Here is a 16,025-nt window from a genome sequence, read left to right on the forward strand (position 1 = left end):
GCCGCCGTGAAACTCATTGGACCAGCCCGGAAAAGGTGCGGTCCAGGTTGTACTGGGCACGCGCGAGCTTGTCCTGCTGCGCCTTGAGCCAGGCGGCGTCCTGCTCTAACCGGCTCTTCTCGGCCACCAGCATCCTGACCGTCTCCGTGCGCTGCGGGCCACCCAGGCCTTTGCTCGAGGCCAGCATGTTCTGCGCGGTCAACGACGTTCGATAGCGCTCCTGCGTCAGCGGGAATTCAGTCTGCGGGAAGCTAAAGGCTTTTACCGCCTCGGCATACAGTTGCTTGACGACGTCAAAGGGGATTTCGGCGGGTTTGAGCTTGTTGGCGCGGCCGTAGTTGACCAGATCCGAGGCGAAATGGTGGCCGACACGGAAAGGGACGTCGGCGTCGCGCTGCAGGATATCGGCCAGCTCGGTGGTGGTGGAGTACTCGGCGTCGACTTCCTGCAGCGCGCGGTTGCGATCAATGACGAGATTGTTCATCAGGTCGGCCAGCTTCACGAAGGCATTGGTCGTGAGGTCCAGGGTTTTCTCGACCTGATCGCGCTTGTAGTCGGGCATGCCGGGCGTGACGTTGTGCGCCTCCAGCTGGTAGGTGAAGGCGTTACCCACCACCTCGCTGGCCTGCAACCGCAGCCCGTTAAGAGCATAGGGATTGCGTTTTTGCGGCATGATGCTGCTGGTTCCGATGAGCCTCCCTTCCTGGATGGTGATCCAGGGAGCGGTCTGGTGGTACTGGGTGTGCATGTCCTGTACCAGCACGCCTATCATCAGCGCCGCGTTGCTGCACAGGCCCACCAATTCCACGCCCTGGTCGAGCGCGCCGAGCTGAGCCGCGTCGTAGGAATTTTCCACCGCACCGTCAAAACCCAGCAGCTCCGCCAGGCGTTGGCGATTCACCGGAAAGCTCGAGGTACCGAGCGCACCCGCGCCCAGCGGGCTCATATTGAGGCGCGCATAGGCTTCTTTCAGGCGCGCGCTGTCGCGCCCGAAGACCGAGGCAAAGGCCAGCAGGTAGTGCGCGTAAGTGGTGGGCTGGGCCTGCACGCCATTGGTATAGGCCGGAACGATGGTGTCCAGGTTCTTCTCCGCCACGGCCAGCAGCTGCGCCTTCGATTGGATCATCGCGTCCATCAGAGCCAGCGCGCGCTCCCGCTGCATCAGGCGCCGCGTGGTGGACAGAATGTCCTGGCGGCTGCGGCCGGAATGCATGCGCGAACCATCGGGGCCGGCCAACGCCAGGATCAGCGGCTCGTATTGCAGGTAATCCCCAGGGCGTTTCGCGCCCGGCTGGTTGCCGTCCCTGATCACTTGGTCGACCGCCCGCGCAATCTTTCTGCCGAGCTCTGGCGGGACGATTTTTGTCTCGACCACCATCACGGTTGAGGCCTTGTTCATCTCGCCGAGAAAATGGAAGTTGTCGTGCTCGGCTTGCCCGGCTTTCTTGTCGGCAGCGACAGCCAAAGCGGACAGCGATACCAGCAACAAAGGAACCAGCAACAGCCGACCGGCGCGGCGTGGAATGGAGCCAGTGAACGCCGCGAGGGACGCGGACTCAAGGCGTTGCATCTTCTTTGCCTGCAGCGGATGCATTGAGATTGGCATTGGACGACACCACGGAAATGGTGAGCCTGTCCGTTCCGCCGTTGGAGGTCGGGGATGCAGTGTCGCCGGCAAGGGGCGCCATCCAGTCGCTGCCAGTCATTTCCGATTGCAGCGCAGCGGTCGCCGCGGCCGAATCCGCGCTGGTCAGGCTGCTGACCATCTTGCCGCCGAGATTGCGCAGCACAACCCCGGAACCGGTGGCGGCAATTGTCGTAGCGTCCGAAGACTGGCTGAAGGGCTGCCCACTCGGCGCACTGGCGCTGATGAGCAGAACGCCGTTCTCCACCTGCAGCTTGTTGGTGCCGCCGTCTATGCGCACCCCGTAGCTGCCACCGGAGCCCGATACGAGCAGATTTCCATTACCACCCGTGCTGATGGTATTGAAGGCATTGGCGCTGCTGCCAACGATGGACAGCCCCTCGCCGGAGCCGGCTGTCGCAGCCTTGATGTCGATGTCACCGCTGCCCGACGTGATACTGACGCCGTTGGCAGCTCCCGAGGCCGCAGTGCGCAGGAGGACTGCCGGCGCCGCAGACGCCGCGCTGTTGCTGCCCGTGATCGAGAGCTTGCCCGACACCGTGGAAATGGCGGCGGAACTGGTCGCCGTCGACGGGTAAATGGTGACGCCGCTGCCATAGGTGGAGCTGCCAGCCACACTCACTGAACCGCCTCCAGTGGCGCGTATGACATTGTTACCAGTCAGCACGCCCACCCCGTCGCCATAAACACTGCTCCCGGTGATCGCGAGCGCGCCGTTCTCGACACTGACCAGGGCCTTTCCGCCACCATAGATGCTGACGCCATTGCCCTGGTCGGCTGCGCTGCCGACCAGCGTCACGTTGCCCGAACCGGTGGTCTGGATGCGATTGGCGACGTTCTGGATGGCGATACCGTGGTCGAGCTCCCCGGCGTTCGGCGAATGGAAGTTGCCGACCAGCGTGATGTTGCCGCCTTGCGAAGAGATGTTGTTGACCGAGTTGGTGCTGGATGCGCTACCGCCCAGGGAGATAGCGTCCGAGGTACCTATGGAATCGCCCCTGAAGGTGATGTCACCGCTCACGGTAGTGACGTTGACGCCGTTCGCGTTCCCGGTGGAGTTCAGGAAGATACCGTAGCCGCCGAAACTGCTCGTGCTGTTGCCGTTGACGGCAATAGCGCCGCTGCCGGTGGTAATGTTGATGGCCGCATTGGCACCGGACGGCGCGATGTCAACGCCACGCCCCGAATAGCTGGTGCCGTCGAGCGTCAGCGCGCCCGACTGCGTGCCCAGATTGATGCTGGCGTAGGCGCCGCTGGCGTCCAGCGACACGGCCTTGAATGAGCCGGTAGTGGGATTGACCACACTGTTGTTGGCCAGCAGCTTGAGTGCGCCGGCTGTGCTGTTGATGTTGATCTGCGAGGCGGTGGCCGCGCTCGTACCGACGCCGGAGCTTAGCAAACCCAGCGCCGGCGTCGTGCCGCCCGAAGTGTTGCCGGTCACCGTGATGTTGCCGTCCGAAAAGATGCTGATGGAAGATCCGGAACCCGTCGAGTTGAGCACCGTGCCGTAACTGCCGGTGCTGCTACCACGCAGCGTGATGGCACCGCTGGTCGTTGCATTGAGTACTACGGCGCCATTGCCGGAAGCCGCCAGGTAGACGCCGCGGCCGGCACCGGCAAAGCCGTTGTCATTGGCCTGGATAGTCAGATTGCCACTGCCGACGCTGAGTTTTTGGGTAGAGGTGCTGGCCGTCGAGCAGATCAGCACGCCAAAACCGGAGGTTGCGTTGCCGCTGATCGTCAAATTGCCGGAACCGCTTGCAGCCATGGTGTTGTTGGTGCTGAAAATACGCGTGCCGTTGCCGCTGCCCAGGTTGGTGCTGTCCACCGTGATGGAGCCAGCGCCGCTGGTCTGTACGTTACTGCCTCCCGTAAGCACAAAGGCGTCGCCGGTCCCGGTGGCACTGGCGACGTTGGCCAGGATGGAGATGTTGCCGCCGCCGGCATTGAGCGTGGAGCCGGATATATTCACCGCGCTGCTGCTGGAGCTTGTCGAGGTGGAGGCGCCGCGTATCGTGATGTTGCCGCCGCTGGTGCTCAGCGAAGCGCCGCTGGTGATCGCCACGCCCGAGGCGCTGCTCTGGTTGGTGCTGGCGTAGCCGGTCAGCGGGTTGCTGCCGCCGCTGATGGTGATGGCCCCGCCGTTGGTGGTAATGGTGCTACCCGTCAAGGCCACAGAGCCGTTGCCGGTGTCACCGTAATTGGAGACCAGCGAGACGTTGAGGCTTTTGCCGGTGCCGTTGGAAATGGTGCGGCCGCTGCCGATGATGATGTTGCGGTGCGCCTGCAGGGTCAGAGAGGCATTTCCCACACCCTTGACGTTGTCCAGCACGTTGATGTCGCCCGAGGTTCCGCCGACCGCAGAGGTTTGGACGATCACGTTGGCGCCTTCGGACAGCGAGGCGTTGAGCACGGCCGAACTCAGGTTGGAACTGGCTGCGCCGCTGGAGGTGAAAGGAGAGCTCCCAGTCGCGCCGACGCTTGCCGTGCTCGTAATGTTGATGTTGTAGGGGTCGATCAGCCAGGTGCCTCCCTTGCCGGAGGCCGCGCTGATATCCACCGAACCCGTTGCATCCAGGTGATGGCCCGAGGTCTCGACCAGGCCCCCGCTGCCTGTCTGCCCGCCACCCAGCACCGTGATGCCGCCGTGAAATTGCGTGCTGTCGGTGGACCACAGGATGACTTTTCCGCCGCCGCCGCTGCTGAGCGCATCGGCATGAATGCGGGCATCCTCCCCCATATAAGTTCCGACGGCCTGGCGCTCGGTACCACTGCCCTGGTAGTTGCCGCCGACCAGTACCGTGCCGCCACCGGCATCGCCGGAAGCATCGATTCGGGCACCGTCGAACACACCGACGTACTGGCCCAAAGCCTTGAAGCTGCCGCCGGTTTCGCCGGCATCGCGGCCGGAGACGTCGACACGGCCGCTTACGGCGACAACACCGGCCTCCCCGCCGTCAAGCAGGACCGTGCCGTTTCGGCGCTGCAGGCTGGTCGCCTCGATCACGCCTTCGTTGTTGACCACATTGGACATCAGCGCGTCGCCGGAGCGGGCCGACATGACGACCAGGCCACCGTTGGCCTTGAGCAGCCCCTGGTTTACCACACTGGCGCCCAGCGAAGGGTCACTCACCTGCATATTGATCAGGCCGTCACCGTTGAAGTCCAGCGTGATATTCTTGCCCGCGCCCAGCATCACGCTGCCCAGACGGGCCGTGATGCTGCCCACATTGCGCACCTGCGCACCCAGCAGCGCCACGTACCCGCCGTCGGCCGCCACGATGTTGCCCTCATTGATCACGGCGCCGCCCGCGCTGCCGGCTTCAAAGCGGTTGTTGCCGGCCATGAAGTTGCCGTCCGAGATGTTCAGCGAGCTGGCCACCAGGCCGCCGACATTGACAGCTGAACCCTGACCGAACAGGATGCCCGAGGGATTGATCAGGTAGACCTGCCCGTTGGCATTGAGCTGGCCCATGATCTGCGAGGCATCGCTGGATGTGACACGGTTGAGGGCCACCGACGAGGCCGAGGGCTGCGCGAAATTGACTTTGGCCGCGCTACCGATGTTAAAAGTGTTCCAGGTAGCAACCATCCGGTCGCTGCCCTGTACCACGTTCATGACGTTGCCGCTCTGGCTGATGCTGCCGCTGCCAGCTGTGACCTGACCATTGGTAGGTAAGGCGCTGGCGTCCAGCGCATATCCCCGTACCGGGTATATGGCGCAAAGCGCTGACAGGATGGCTGCACTCAGCGGTGTCAGCGTCGGGCGGCTTTTACGTGGGAAAACCGGGGAAGAGTGGTATGTCATGCGAGCCCCTCAGAACGTGTAGTTGATACCGAAACCGATCGCGCGGATCGTGGTGCCTGCGCCTGCGCTGCCGAACACGCCGGCAACGGCGTAGTTGTAATTGGCCAGCGGTTGGTTGCGCAGCAGCACGTACTGCCCGAAAATCCTGAGCTGCTTGCTCCAGGCATAGGAGAAACCGATGGCCTGGGAGGTCGCACCCATACCTTCCGTCGAACAGTTCACGCCATTGCCGGAAATCATGGTGCAGTCGCCTGCGAAGGCTTTGGCATGGCTGGCGCGCAACTGCCAGGCACCTATCTTGTGTGAGACGCCGACCATGTAGGCGCGGCGGCGGTAGCTGGCGAGGTCGCTTGAAGTGACGCTGGTGTTGATGACACCGGACTCGGCATAGCTCAGTTCGTCGGCGATCAGCGAAACCTTGGTATCGCCAAAATCGTAGGCTACGCCGTAGCGCACGCTGTAGTCATTGGACGAAGTGCCCTGCGTGACGTGGGTATTGGTACCTACCCCGCGCGCGTTGCGGCCCAGGCTGGCTATGCCGAAATAATTCACATGCTGCTCAGCCGCAACCACAGCAGAAAATCCGCCGTTCTCATACGACAGGCTGCCGCCGTAGAGGTAGCCTGTATCAACGTCCGGCGCGGCCTTCATGCCGTTGTTCGAATAAGCCAGCTTGAGCTGGAAGCCGCCCATCTTGGGCGTCCAGTAGCCGAACACGCCGGCCTGGCGGCGGTTGAAAGCGGCGTCGTCGTTGTTTTCCACCGCCGCCGTGCCCACCGGGCCGGAGTTTTTAGTGATGCTGGTGGCGAAGCCCGGTGACCCGATGATGTTGTAGTGCGCCGCACTGGTGGTCGCGCCGAAGGGGTCGAAGGAAGAGGTGCTTTCCTTGAGCGGCATGTCCCAGTTGCCGTACATCGCGGTGCCAGCATCTGGATGGGCGACAGCCACGCCGGTATTACGCAGCTCTTGCCTGTGTGTCCAGTTCGGGGTCGCGTCGTCTCCGGCCGCGCCCGCGCTCAGTGACAGGCCCAGCTCCAACTGCCACAGCAGCTTCCACTGCTCATGGATTGGAATGCCGCCACGCGCGCCCACATACGACACATTGTCGCGCGCACGCCAGAAGCCCGACATGTTGCGCCCATTGGGCGTGGCCAGCTTGCTCTGGTCGGCGGGCGCCGCAGGGGTCGCGCCTGAGCGGCTCACGTATTCGGGGATGATGCCCAGTGATCCGTACAGCCGCATGCCGTCTTCCGCCTCCTCGAAATCCTCACCCCGGCTGCCGCTGCTGGAGGCCAGGCCCGTGAAGGCCTGGGGTGAACCCGATACCGATAGCCACAGGCGACGCGCGCTTTTTGGTTCGCTGACCGGATTGACGCCGGGCGACACCGCGATGCTGGCATTGAACACCAGGTCCTTGTTGTAGACGTTCAGGCCCACGCCATAGCCGTAGCGGCTCGCGCGGTTTTCGCTGTTGTCCCACGGCTTCTTGTTGATGGTCACGCGCCCTGCATCGGCGAACAGCGCACCTTCCACGACGGAGTTGCCGACAACACCCAGGGTCTTGCGCAGTTCCAGACGCGCCAGCATGCCCTGGTCGCCCGCGGCTTCGCCGGCAGGGTAAGCGCGCACGCCGCCGGAGCCGCCCAGGCTCATTTTCTCTGACGCGTCCAGGTTCTTGTCGGCGTACTGCGCGGTGACCGAGCCCAGCAGGGAGTAGCCGCCGCCAAGCTGCTGCAGGCGGCTGAACGACAGGTTGAGCTTTTTGTAGTCGCCTGCCGCATTGGCCGTGAAACGGTCCAGTGCTGCGTCGTTGGGCGTTTCTTTTTTCAGGTGACCCATACCCAAACGCGCGTTCCAGCTGTTGTTCGCCGACGCGCCTGTCCAGTCGTCACGCCAGTCGCCAGACAGGCCCGCACTCATCAGGTTGGCAGACTTTTCAACGGTCGTGCCGCCAGTAGTGTCCTGGAAATGTCGGTATTCCGTCGCCAGCGACAGATTCATGTTGGCGCGCCGGCTGCGCAGCAACGCCGCGTTGAGAAACAGCGTGCTCACGCGGGCTTCACCTCTGGCCTCTACTTCCTTGAGGTTTTTGCCGATGTTGTATTGCAGGCCCGCAAAATTCGCGCCTACTGACAGCCCTGTCGTGCCGAGGGGCTGCACATAACCAACGCCTGCAATACGCAGGCCTTCAAAAGTTTGCTGCGTATTCAGGCTGAAGCTTTCGCCCATGCCCAGTGCGTCGTTGAGGCTCAGGTTGGCGGACAGGCGATTGGCACCGGTGTAATAGCTGCCACCGTTGTCGATGCTCACGCGCGAGGTGATCGCCCCCATCTCGCTGACCTTGACGATGACGTCGGTGGCGCCCGGTTCTGCCGAAGGCCGCAACACCGCCTTGACCGTCACACCGGCGATGTCAGAGAGCCGCAGCAGCGTGTTTTCGAGGTCGCTTTCCTGGATCACCTCGCCCGTCTGTAGTCCCGCGAGATGTCGGCCTATCAGTTCCGGGTCCAGGCGCACGTTGGCATCGGGCTCGGCCACCACCCGGCCGATGACGCCTTCACGGATGCCGAGGGCAACCACACCGCCTTGTATTTCCTGTGCGGGGAGGTAGGCGCGCGCTACCAGATAGCCCCGGGTGCGATAGTAGGCCGTGATTTTGGCGGCGGCTTTGCCCAGCCCGGCGAAGTCCAGCTCGCGGCCGACAAACTCCTGCAGTTGGGCTTGCAGCTCGGATGCCGGCAGAGACCGGTTGCCGCTCAGTACAAAACCCGTGACCTGGATGCCCGTTCCGCCGGCGGTGGGGCTCTGGCCCTCATCACTGCCTTCCACCTCTTTTTCGATGCGCGCAGGACGCTGCACCGCCGCCGGCGGGCCGGCATTTTCCGTCGGCGAGAGCTGTTGCCGGTTCGCGTCGAAAAGAGTACCGGCGCTGGGCGGCGTCTGCGCATGGACGGCAAAAGGGGCGGCGGCCAGCATTGCGCAGATCCGCGATGCGAGGATTTTTCGCCGTGGTGCGGCAAGGCGTGAGGGTTCCATCATGGTTTTCGTCTTCTGTCTTGGTGTTGTGTCCGCGCGTCTCTGTGCTTCTTCTTTTTTTTCTTGTTGTGCTCGTTCGGCTTGTCCCTGTTTGTCCCGGCTGTTCGCTAGTTGCCGGCGGCATGGAAAATTTTTGCAGCAACATCGCGGGACTCAAAAATTTCGGCCGCTTCGTGCCCCGCGTCTGGCACCACCATGACCGCACGCGTCACGGGTGTCTGCCATTTCTGGGCTAAAAACTGTTCGTAGCGCATGTAATTCCTGTGCCGATTAAGCCGGTCTGTGCCCTGCATGGCGGCCCCGCAGGATTTGTCGAGTGACTCGTAGGCTGGGTCGTTGTCCTGCGCGCCCACCAGGTAGAGGACTTCACGCGCTGCATAGCGCTTGAACAACTGTTCGCCGTCCAGGCCCTGCCCATAGGGAACCATGTTGCCCAAGCCGTAGCGGAAGTTGTTGTAACCGGGGCAAAGGATGCTGTTCACAGGCTTGAAGCTCCCACCCTCCGGCCGGTTGTCATCCAGGTACAAATAGGAAGACGGGCTGGAGACTACATACCGCACGCGGACGCCCGACTTGCGCAACTCCTCCTCGCTGTTGTTGAGCACGGCATAGCGCTGCATTAGCTGTCCACCGGCTGAGTGGCCGATGAAAACGATTTCCTTGAGTACGGGAAAACGCTTGCCCGCGCTCAGATAGCGGGCGATATCGTCCAGCACGCCGCAGGAATTGATGGCCTCCTTGCCCCGGGAGGGCTGGCACTGCATCCAGTTGCCACCGCGCCAAAGCGGGATATTGCCGTCAGGCGAAGTGTCTGATGCCGTCAGGAAGTGGGGTACCAGCAGCAACGTGCTTGATGCGTCCAGCCGCGCGGCTTCCAGCAAGCCCAGGCCCACGCCAAAATAACGGTCGGCATCGCGCTGCACGCCATGTACAAAAATGACCGCACGCTTAATCCCGGCGTCCGGCTGGCGCAAGTCAATGTTGGAATAGACCGCAAAGGGATATGCGGTGCCCGCGGCTTCCAGGTCAATTACCTGCTCCCTGGGCGGTTCGCCGGCGGCTTTGTCAGCTGCGGCGAAAAGACGCGCGCCAAAGAAAGCCAGGCCCATTGCCACCACCAGTTGTAACCACTTGTTTCTAGTGCGTGTCATACCTGTATCTCGCTTTGTCAAAAATGCAGACACCGAAAAGGCTTGACGCGTCGTGCTCGAATGCCGGGTGCTCCCGACTTACGCACTACAAATGGATCACAAATCCAGCGTTTCCCTTCACGGCCTTTTTTAGGAGATCCACCGGGAAAGATCAGTTGTAATAACTTGCAACTCACGGTGTTGTTGGCGATTCTAGGAAGACAACCGCTACCTGTAAAATATCTTGATTCTGGTACGTGAATACTTTAAAAGTATCTTATGAGCAAGAATCCAGCAGCGAGGATCAGCGTGACACGCGATGGACGTTAGCCACTGGATTGATACCGGGTAGGCATCGGTTCCACGCAAATTCGGTGTGGACGTGCCTCGACTCCAATGCTGGAATGCGGTCTGGCGCTAACCCCGTGCGCTCTAAGGGGATAGCCGCTGAGCGTGCGTTTTTGATGGAAGGTCCCAAGGCGCCATTGCCTCGCGGATCAGCGCGACGTGCGGATGATGACCTTGCCGCGCGCATGACCGCCGGCCACCTGCTCAAGCGCCGCGCGGGCGTCATCCAGCGGATGGATTGTGTCGAGGATCACCTGGAGCCGTTTGTCGTCGAAGCGCTTGAGAATCAGCGCCAATGCCGCAGCATCGCCGCTGAAGAATGCGAAGACGCCGTGGATATCTCCACGCGGCTGTATCGTGTGATCGACGATCGACACCACCGTCCCGCCCGGCCTTGTCACTCGCCACGACCGCTCGAGAGTCTCCCCACCAATCGTGTCGATGACCAGGTCCAGGTCTCGCCAACGCTCTGCAAAGTCATCACGGCGGTAATCGATAATTTCGTCCGCACCCAATTCTTTGACCAGTGTGTGGTTCTTTGCAGAAGCCGTGGCTAAGACGTGCGCACCTGCCTGCCTTGCGAACTGGACGGCGAAGCTGCCCACGCCACCGGCTGCCGCGTGAACCAGCACGCGCTGCCCCGCCCTTAACTTTCCAGCCCCAAACAGTGCCAGCCAGGCCGTACCAGCTGCCGTCGGCAACGCTGCGGCCTGCTCGTAGCTCATCTCAGCGGGAACCAGGCACAACGCGCTTGCGGACAGCAGGGCAGACTGCGCGAAGGCACCCCCCGCCGTCGGCGCGAGCCTCCCCACGACGCGGTCACCGGGCTTGAACCGGTCAACCTCTGGACCCACGGCTTCAATCACACCGGCAAGGTCAGTGCCTAACGTATAGGGCAAAGTGACAGGAAAGACAGGCTGCATGGACCCGCCAAGGATTTTCAGATCCAGCGGGTTCACGCTCGCCGCCTCGACGCGGACCAGGGCCTGACCGCCACCCGGTGTGCCCAGGGCGGCATGTTCAATATCCGCCTGGCTGGCGCCGCCGAATGCATGGATGCGAAGTGCTTTCATCAAATTCTTTCCCAGTTAATCGCCGAGTGGAGGGAAGCTTCCAAGTTGCAGGAAAACGCCAAACCAGTCTTCCAGGTGCCAGGTTCGCTGGATACGCGTCTCATGGAATTCGTGGAACTCGTGGATGCGGATGCTGACCTTTTTTCCGGTTGCCGCAATGCCGAAGAGTGGCCCCAGATGGGTACCCGTTATCTCAGCCCGTACACCGATACGCCCGGGTACCTGAATCAAGTCGTGAATGGCAATATGGACGTCCGGCAGGGCTTCGATGAAGCTGCGGATGATCGGTTTCAAACCCTCGGGTCCCGGGCCTTGCCCGGGCGCCAGCGGAATGTCATCCCAGTCGGCAGTCACAGCGCTGTCCAGCAGGTCCGGGTTCTTGTCGTTGAATGCGCGATACAAGGTTTCGGTGGCGCGGCGCTCAGCCATCATCTGTGTGGTGTCGTTCATTTGTCCGGCTTTCGGTGGTTGAAGTGGAAGAAGGCCGATTCTGGTAGACCGATAAAAATCTGTCCAACAAATGACTTATATACAGTTATATTTGATTCATGGATTTTCATGGCATTGATCTGAATCTGCTCGTGGCGTTTGACGCGCTGATGGACGAGTGCAATGTGACCCGCGCAGCCGCGCGGGTAGGCGTGAGCCAACCTGCCATGAGTGCCGCGCTGTCACGTCTGCGAACGTTGTTTGGCGACCCGCTGTTCCTGCGCAGCGCAGAAGGACTTCTGCCGACAGCGCGTGCCAGGGAAATCGTGGGACCCGTGTCGCAAGCACTGCGGCAAATCAAGACAGCTCTCGTGCAGGAGCCGGACTTCGAGCCCGAGCAGGCATCTCTGGTGTTCAACCTTGGACTGTCCGACTATCCGGCTTTCGTATTGCTGCCCGCACTTGTCAGGGAGCTGGCGCGCGCGGCGCCGGGAATATCGCTGAGCGTGCACGCGATTAACAATCGGGATAGTGCGGTCGACATGCTGGACGCAGGAACGATTGATGCGGCAGTTGGCGTCCCGCCGACCCATGCAGAGAGACGGATATTGACACGGCCTGTTCTGAGAGACGAGTTCGTGACCATCGTTCGCCGGGACAACCCGGCAGCGAAGCGAAGCATGGGTCTGAAGGCATTTCTTGCGCTGCCTCATGTGCTCGTGTCACCTGAGGGTGATCGCCATGGCCTGGTTGACGAGGCGCTGGCCGGGCTGGGGAAGCGCCGCACCCTCGCACTGACGCTTCCGCAGATGTTTGCCGCGCCCGCGGTGGTGGCCCAGACAGATACCACGGCCACGGTGATGAAGCGCGTGGCCCTCAAATCCCCGGCTCTGCGCAAGCTGGTCTTGTTTCCGCCGCCTGTTGCGTTGCCAGAAGTCGTCTTCGACCTCATCTGGCACCGACGGAACGATGCACATCAGGTGCAGCAATGGCTCAGGGAATTGATCGCATCACTTGCTTTGGCTGCCTAGAATAATAGAACCCGCCAGTCGCTTCACCGTGACGAATTTCAGTGCAGTTGGGCTTTGAAACGCTGCGGCGTGCCTGCGCGACAACGGCAAACAAGAAAAACCATGATTGGTGCGGCTGGCGGGGATCGAACCCACGACCCTTGGCTTCGGAGGCCAATACTCTATCCACTGAGCTACAGCCGCAACGCTGGAAACGGTCTGCGCCGGATTCGCGGCCGAGGGGCGCAAAATCAGGGCAATTTGCACTGCGCGGGCGATTCACGCCGCGCAACGTCTCCGATTCTACCAGCCGGCCGTGACGCTCCCCGGCCTCTGCAAGCCCCCAGTTATAATGTGAGGTTGCTGAGCAAGCGCTGCCCAAGAGCGCCATATCACCACGCGATAGCCCCCCGATTCTTAGTTTTTTGAGGACGCCATGAGCGCAAACGACCACACCACGGCCCACGAAGAAGCCCATACTGGCCCCATCAAGACCCCCCAGCAACTGCTGGCTGCGGTTTTTTTCTCTTTTGTCGTTCCTGTTTTCGCCATCATCGGCCTGGTGTATTACGTCGCTTCGGCCAACAAGCCAGCTGCGGGTGCGGACGAAGGCGCCAAGGCGGTTGCGCAGCGCATCCAGAAGATCGGCGCGGTTGAAATCCGTGATGCCAACCGTCCGCTGAAGTCCGGCGAAGAGGTCTACAAGGCGCAGTGCGTGACTTGCCATGGCACGGGTGCAGCCGGTGCGCCGAAGTTTGGCGATACGGGTGCCTGGGCAGCCCGTATCAAGACCGGTTTTGACGCGCTCTGGCATTCCGCCCTGAAGGGCAAAGGCGCCATGGGAGCCCAGGGCGGCGGTGATTTTGAAGACGTCGAAATTGGCCGTGCAGTGGTTTACATGACGGCTGCCGCAGGCGGCAAGTTTGCGGAGCCAGCCGCCCCGGCAGCTGCTGCCGCTACGGCACCTGCAGCCGCAGCCGCCGCACCGTCCGCAGATGTGGTCGCCGCACTCGCTGCAGCCAACAAGACGGCAGCGCCAGCCGCCGGTGCAACGCCGGCTGCAGCCGGTGGTGCCGCACCTGCGCTGTATGGCCAGGTCTGCGCAGCCTGCCACGTGGCCGGCGTTGCCAATGCACCCAAGCTGGGCGACAAGGCTGCATGGGCTCCCCGGATTTCCGCAGGTGTCGAGGCACTGACAGCCAGCGCCATCAAAGGTAAGGGCGCCATGCCTCCCAAGGGCGGCTCGGCCGCCTCCGATGGTGAAATCAAGGCCGTGGTGCAGTACATGGTCAATACGTCCAAGTAAACGCTGTCGTGCACCCCAAAAAAAGCCGGTCAATGACCGGCTTTTTTAATGGAAATTTGATGTAAATTCAAAAGGAAATGGGCTGCAACCCAAGCAGAGCCAGCGCAAACAGCTACTTTTTTTGTAGCAGCTGAGGGCTTCGCACATAGCCGAACCGGCGCGACAAATCGCTGGCCAGGACTTCCTCGGGCACCCACAGGCCCTGCTCTATCGCGTCAGCCGCATGCGTCATGTCCTGGGTATGAACGAGGCCAAAACCCAGGTCGGTTTCCAGGTAGACCCTGCCGGATTCGTCCACGATGCAGCGCTGCGGCCGCGCCGTTTGGCCGGAATGGGCTGTGACCTCAAACATAGGTGCCGGGGCGACACGCCAGACCAGCGGCGTCACTTCGAGCTCCACATACACGCGCTGTGGCCCATTCTGGAAGAACCACTGGCCAGCAGCGTCGCTTTCATAATTCCGCTGAATGAAATCGATCAGCTTGTCGTGCTTGAGCAGCGAGCCCTTGCTGGCCGCATGGCGCGCGGCATCCAGGCCAGGCGCGCCACCAAAAGGTCCCGCGGCCTGGGCCCTCTCATCACGCATGTACCAATTGCCGCGTGCGTCCAGCCCCAGCCAGCCGTAGCAGTCGGGAACATTGGGCCATTTCGCAATGGCCTGCCTGACGATGTCATCCATGCCGCTATTTTGCGCTGCACACGGCAGGTGCGATGTGGGCAGGGTTATGGGTAAGCATCAAAGATGCGCAGCCAGGAAACCGGTGACCGCTTCCGGCATGGCACGCACATGACCAGGAAATGGCGGCGAAGGAAACCCGACATGGCCGCCCTGTGCCGGCTGCCAAAGCGTGACATGGCTGCCGGCGTCTGCGGTTTGCGGCAGGCTGCCGGCCGGCACAAAGGGATCGTTCAGCGCGTTCAGGGCCAGCGCCGGCACGGCAATGCTGCGCAAATGCGGCTTGGCAGAGGCACGCAGCCAGTAGTCATCCGCATCCTTGAACCCGTGGACAGGCGCGGTGAATACATTGTCGAAAGCGTACAAGTCGCGCGCGGCCAGCAATCGGTCGCGGTCAAAAAGACCTGGGTGCTGCTCCAGTTTTTTCAGCGCCTTCGGCACCATGGTTCTCAGGAACATGCGGGTGTAGACCTGCCGGTTGAATCCCCGACCTATGGCCCAGCCGCTGGCCGTCAGGTCCAGCGGCGAACAGACGGACGCAATACCGCTAACCACCTGGCGGGCCTCCGCGCCAAGCTCGCCGGCCCAGCGCATCAACGCATTGCCACCCAATGAAATGCCTACGGCAACGACCGGCCCGGAATGGGCCTGCGCAAAGCGCCGCAGTATCCAGTCTATCTCTGCAAAATCTCCTGAGTGATAAGCCCGCGGCGCTAGGTTCAATTCACCGGAACACCCCCGGAAGTGTGGAATGGCGCAGCCCCAGCCGCGCTCGCGAGCCACATCGGCAAGCGCTTCGGCGTAGTGGCTGGCAGATGACCCCTCAAGCCCATGAAACACCACCAGGAGTGGCACTTCCTTGCGCGATTCCTTGCGTCTCATCTCGATGGATTCGTTGCCCGTCGGGGAAGCTGCCGGAAACCCCGACGAAGGCTCGTTTCCATCGAGCATCCAGTCAACGTCGACAAAGTCGCTATCGGGGGTATCCCAGCGCTCGCGGCGAAACACGGGCGGCGGGCCCAGGTAGCGGCGTGACCGCAGCGCAGCCCAGATGGTCTGCAAATTGCCGCCCGGCAGCCACCAGGGTGCTGCGTATTTCACCGCAGGCCTTTCAGTGCAGGACGGTCGGTGTTTCCGACACTTCCTGCATTTCTCGCGGCGTGCCGGGACTGGCATGGTGTGCCACCATGCGCCAGCCTTGCGCACCCTTGTGATACACATTGGTGGCAATCACGTAGGCATGCCGTGGCCCTTCATCGGTCAGCACCTCGATGCGTTCCAGCACGCTGTGCACGCAGGCGCTCATGGTCTCGACCTTTCGCACCTTGATGGCCTGGGCATTGATGGTGCCATTGGCAAACATGGCGTCAAAAGTGGCGCGTATGGCCGCCGGGCCCACCAGCCGGGCGCCACCCGGGTGCACACAGACGATGTCGTCGTCATCGCCCCAGCAGGCCATGAGCTTTTCGATGTCGCCGCTTTGCAGCGCGTCATAAAAAGCCGCCTCGATGTCATCGGCGTTGCCGCTGCTGGCGGGCGGGACTTTGGGTTTGGGCATGGGAAG

Annotated in this window: 11 protein-coding genes and 1 tRNA gene; 2 read left to right on the top strand and 10 right to left on the bottom strand. The window is 62.1% G+C overall.

Features of this window, described 5'->3' with window-relative positions:
- Window positions 1–13 precede the first annotated feature (13 nt).
- The 6 genes from AC1DWQ_RS06210 to AC1DWQ_RS06235 form a co-directional block, all read right to left on the bottom strand.
- Complete coding sequence (locus AC1DWQ_RS06210) at window positions 14–1,570, bottom strand: lyase family protein (RefSeq protein WP_477668838.1); 1,557 nt, start codon at window positions 1,568–1,570, stop codon at window positions 14–16.
- Window positions 1,557–5,453, bottom strand: coding sequence for a beta strand repeat-containing protein (locus AC1DWQ_RS06215; RefSeq protein ID WP_477668839.1), 3,897 nt, complete (start codon window positions 5,451–5,453; stop codon window positions 1,557–1,559). Before AC1DWQ_RS06215 ends, AC1DWQ_RS06210 begins: the two co-directional genes overlap by 14 nt.
- A 9-nt stretch (window positions 5,454–5,462) precedes the next feature.
- Entirely contained in the window at window positions 5,463–8,492 is a 3,030-nt protein-coding gene (locus AC1DWQ_RS06220) for a ShlB/FhaC/HecB family hemolysin secretion/activation protein (RefSeq protein WP_477668840.1), read from the bottom strand.
- Window positions 8,493–8,596: 104 nt separating this feature from the next.
- Window positions 8,597–9,640, bottom strand: a complete 1,044-nt coding sequence (locus tag AC1DWQ_RS06225) for an alpha/beta fold hydrolase (RefSeq protein ID WP_477668841.1) — start codon at window positions 9,638–9,640, stop codon at window positions 8,597–8,599.
- Window positions 9,641–10,116: 476 nt separating this feature from the next.
- Entirely contained in the window at window positions 10,117–11,040 is a 924-nt protein-coding gene (locus AC1DWQ_RS06230; protein ID WP_477668842.1) for an NADP-dependent oxidoreductase, read from the bottom strand.
- 15 nt (window positions 11,041–11,055) lie between these two features.
- On the bottom strand, window positions 11,056–11,490 hold the full coding sequence (locus tag AC1DWQ_RS06235) for an ester cyclase (protein ID WP_477668843.1): 435 nt from the start codon (window positions 11,488–11,490) through the stop codon (window positions 11,056–11,058).
- A 98-nt stretch (window positions 11,491–11,588) separates the two neighbouring features.
- On the opposite strand from AC1DWQ_RS06235, the gene AC1DWQ_RS06240 reads away from it, so the two are divergent.
- Entirely contained in the window at window positions 11,589–12,500 is a 912-nt protein-coding gene (locus AC1DWQ_RS06240; RefSeq protein ID WP_477668844.1) for a LysR family transcriptional regulator, read from the top strand.
- Between the two features lie 107 nt (window positions 12,501–12,607).
- Here AC1DWQ_RS06240 and AC1DWQ_RS06245 read toward each other — a convergent pair.
- Window positions 12,608–12,683 (bottom strand) — tRNA-Arg (locus AC1DWQ_RS06245).
- A 232-nt stretch (window positions 12,684–12,915) separates the two neighbouring features.
- On the opposite strand from AC1DWQ_RS06245, the gene AC1DWQ_RS06250 reads away from it, so the two are divergent.
- The gene (locus AC1DWQ_RS06250; RefSeq protein ID WP_477668845.1) at window positions 12,916–13,785 is read left to right on the top strand and encodes a c-type cytochrome; all 870 of its coding nucleotides are present in this window, start codon (window positions 12,916–12,918) and stop codon (window positions 13,783–13,785) included.
- A gap of 112 nt (window positions 13,786–13,897) precedes the next feature.
- On the opposite strand, the gene AC1DWQ_RS06255 is transcribed toward AC1DWQ_RS06250, so the two are convergent.
- The 3 genes from AC1DWQ_RS06255 to AC1DWQ_RS06265 are packed head-to-tail and all read right to left on the bottom strand — an operon-like array spanning window position 13,898 to window position 16,019.
- On the bottom strand, window positions 13,898–14,464 hold the full coding sequence (locus tag AC1DWQ_RS06255) for a DUF2946 family protein (protein WP_477668846.1): 567 nt from the start codon (window positions 14,462–14,464) through the stop codon (window positions 13,898–13,900).
- Window positions 14,465–14,521: 57 nt separating this feature from the next.
- Entirely contained in the window at window positions 14,522–15,562 is a 1,041-nt protein-coding gene (locus tag AC1DWQ_RS06260; protein WP_477668847.1) for a YheT family hydrolase, read from the bottom strand.
- Window positions 15,563–15,572: 10 nt separating this feature from the next.
- Window positions 15,573–16,019 (bottom strand): YybH family protein, encoded by a 447-nt coding sequence (locus AC1DWQ_RS06265; protein ID WP_477668848.1) that lies wholly within the window; start codon window positions 16,017–16,019, stop codon window positions 15,573–15,575.
- Between the last annotated feature and the right edge of the window lie 6 nt (window positions 16,020–16,025).

Source organism: Polaromonas sp. P2_G11, from assembly GCF_056403595.1.

Coding starts and splice junctions, on each gene's coding strand:
- AC1DWQ_RS06220 (WP_477668840.1), bottom strand. CDS start 8,492: ATGATGGAACCCTCACGCCTTGCCGCACCACGGCGAAAAATCCTCGCA.
- AC1DWQ_RS06255 (WP_477668846.1), bottom strand. CDS start 14,464: ATGGATGACATCGTCAGGCAGGCCATTGCGAAATGGCCCAATGTTCCC.
- AC1DWQ_RS06230 (WP_477668842.1), bottom strand. CDS start 11,040: ATGAAAGCACTTCGCATCCATGCATTCGGCGGCGCCAGCCAGGCGGAT.
- AC1DWQ_RS06240 (WP_477668844.1), top strand. CDS start 11,589: ATGGATTTTCATGGCATTGATCTGAATCTGCTCGTGGCGTTTGACGCG.
- AC1DWQ_RS06265 (WP_477668848.1), bottom strand. CDS start 16,019: ATGCCCAAACCCAAAGTCCCGCCCGCCAGCAGCGGCAACGCCGATGAC.
- AC1DWQ_RS06225 (WP_477668841.1), bottom strand. CDS start 9,640: ATGACACGCACTAGAAACAAGTGGTTACAACTGGTGGTGGCAATGGGC.
- AC1DWQ_RS06250 (WP_477668845.1), top strand. CDS start 12,916: ATGAGCGCAAACGACCACACCACGGCCCACGAAGAAGCCCATACTGGC.
- AC1DWQ_RS06210 (WP_477668838.1), bottom strand. CDS start 1,570: ATGCAACGCCTTGAGTCCGCGTCCCTCGCGGCGTTCACTGGCTCCATT.
- AC1DWQ_RS06235 (WP_477668843.1), bottom strand. CDS start 11,490: ATGAACGACACCACACAGATGATGGCTGAGCGCCGCGCCACCGAAACC.
- AC1DWQ_RS06215 (WP_477668839.1), bottom strand. CDS start 5,453: ATGACATACCACTCTTCCCCGGTTTTCCCACGTAAAAGCCGCCCGACG.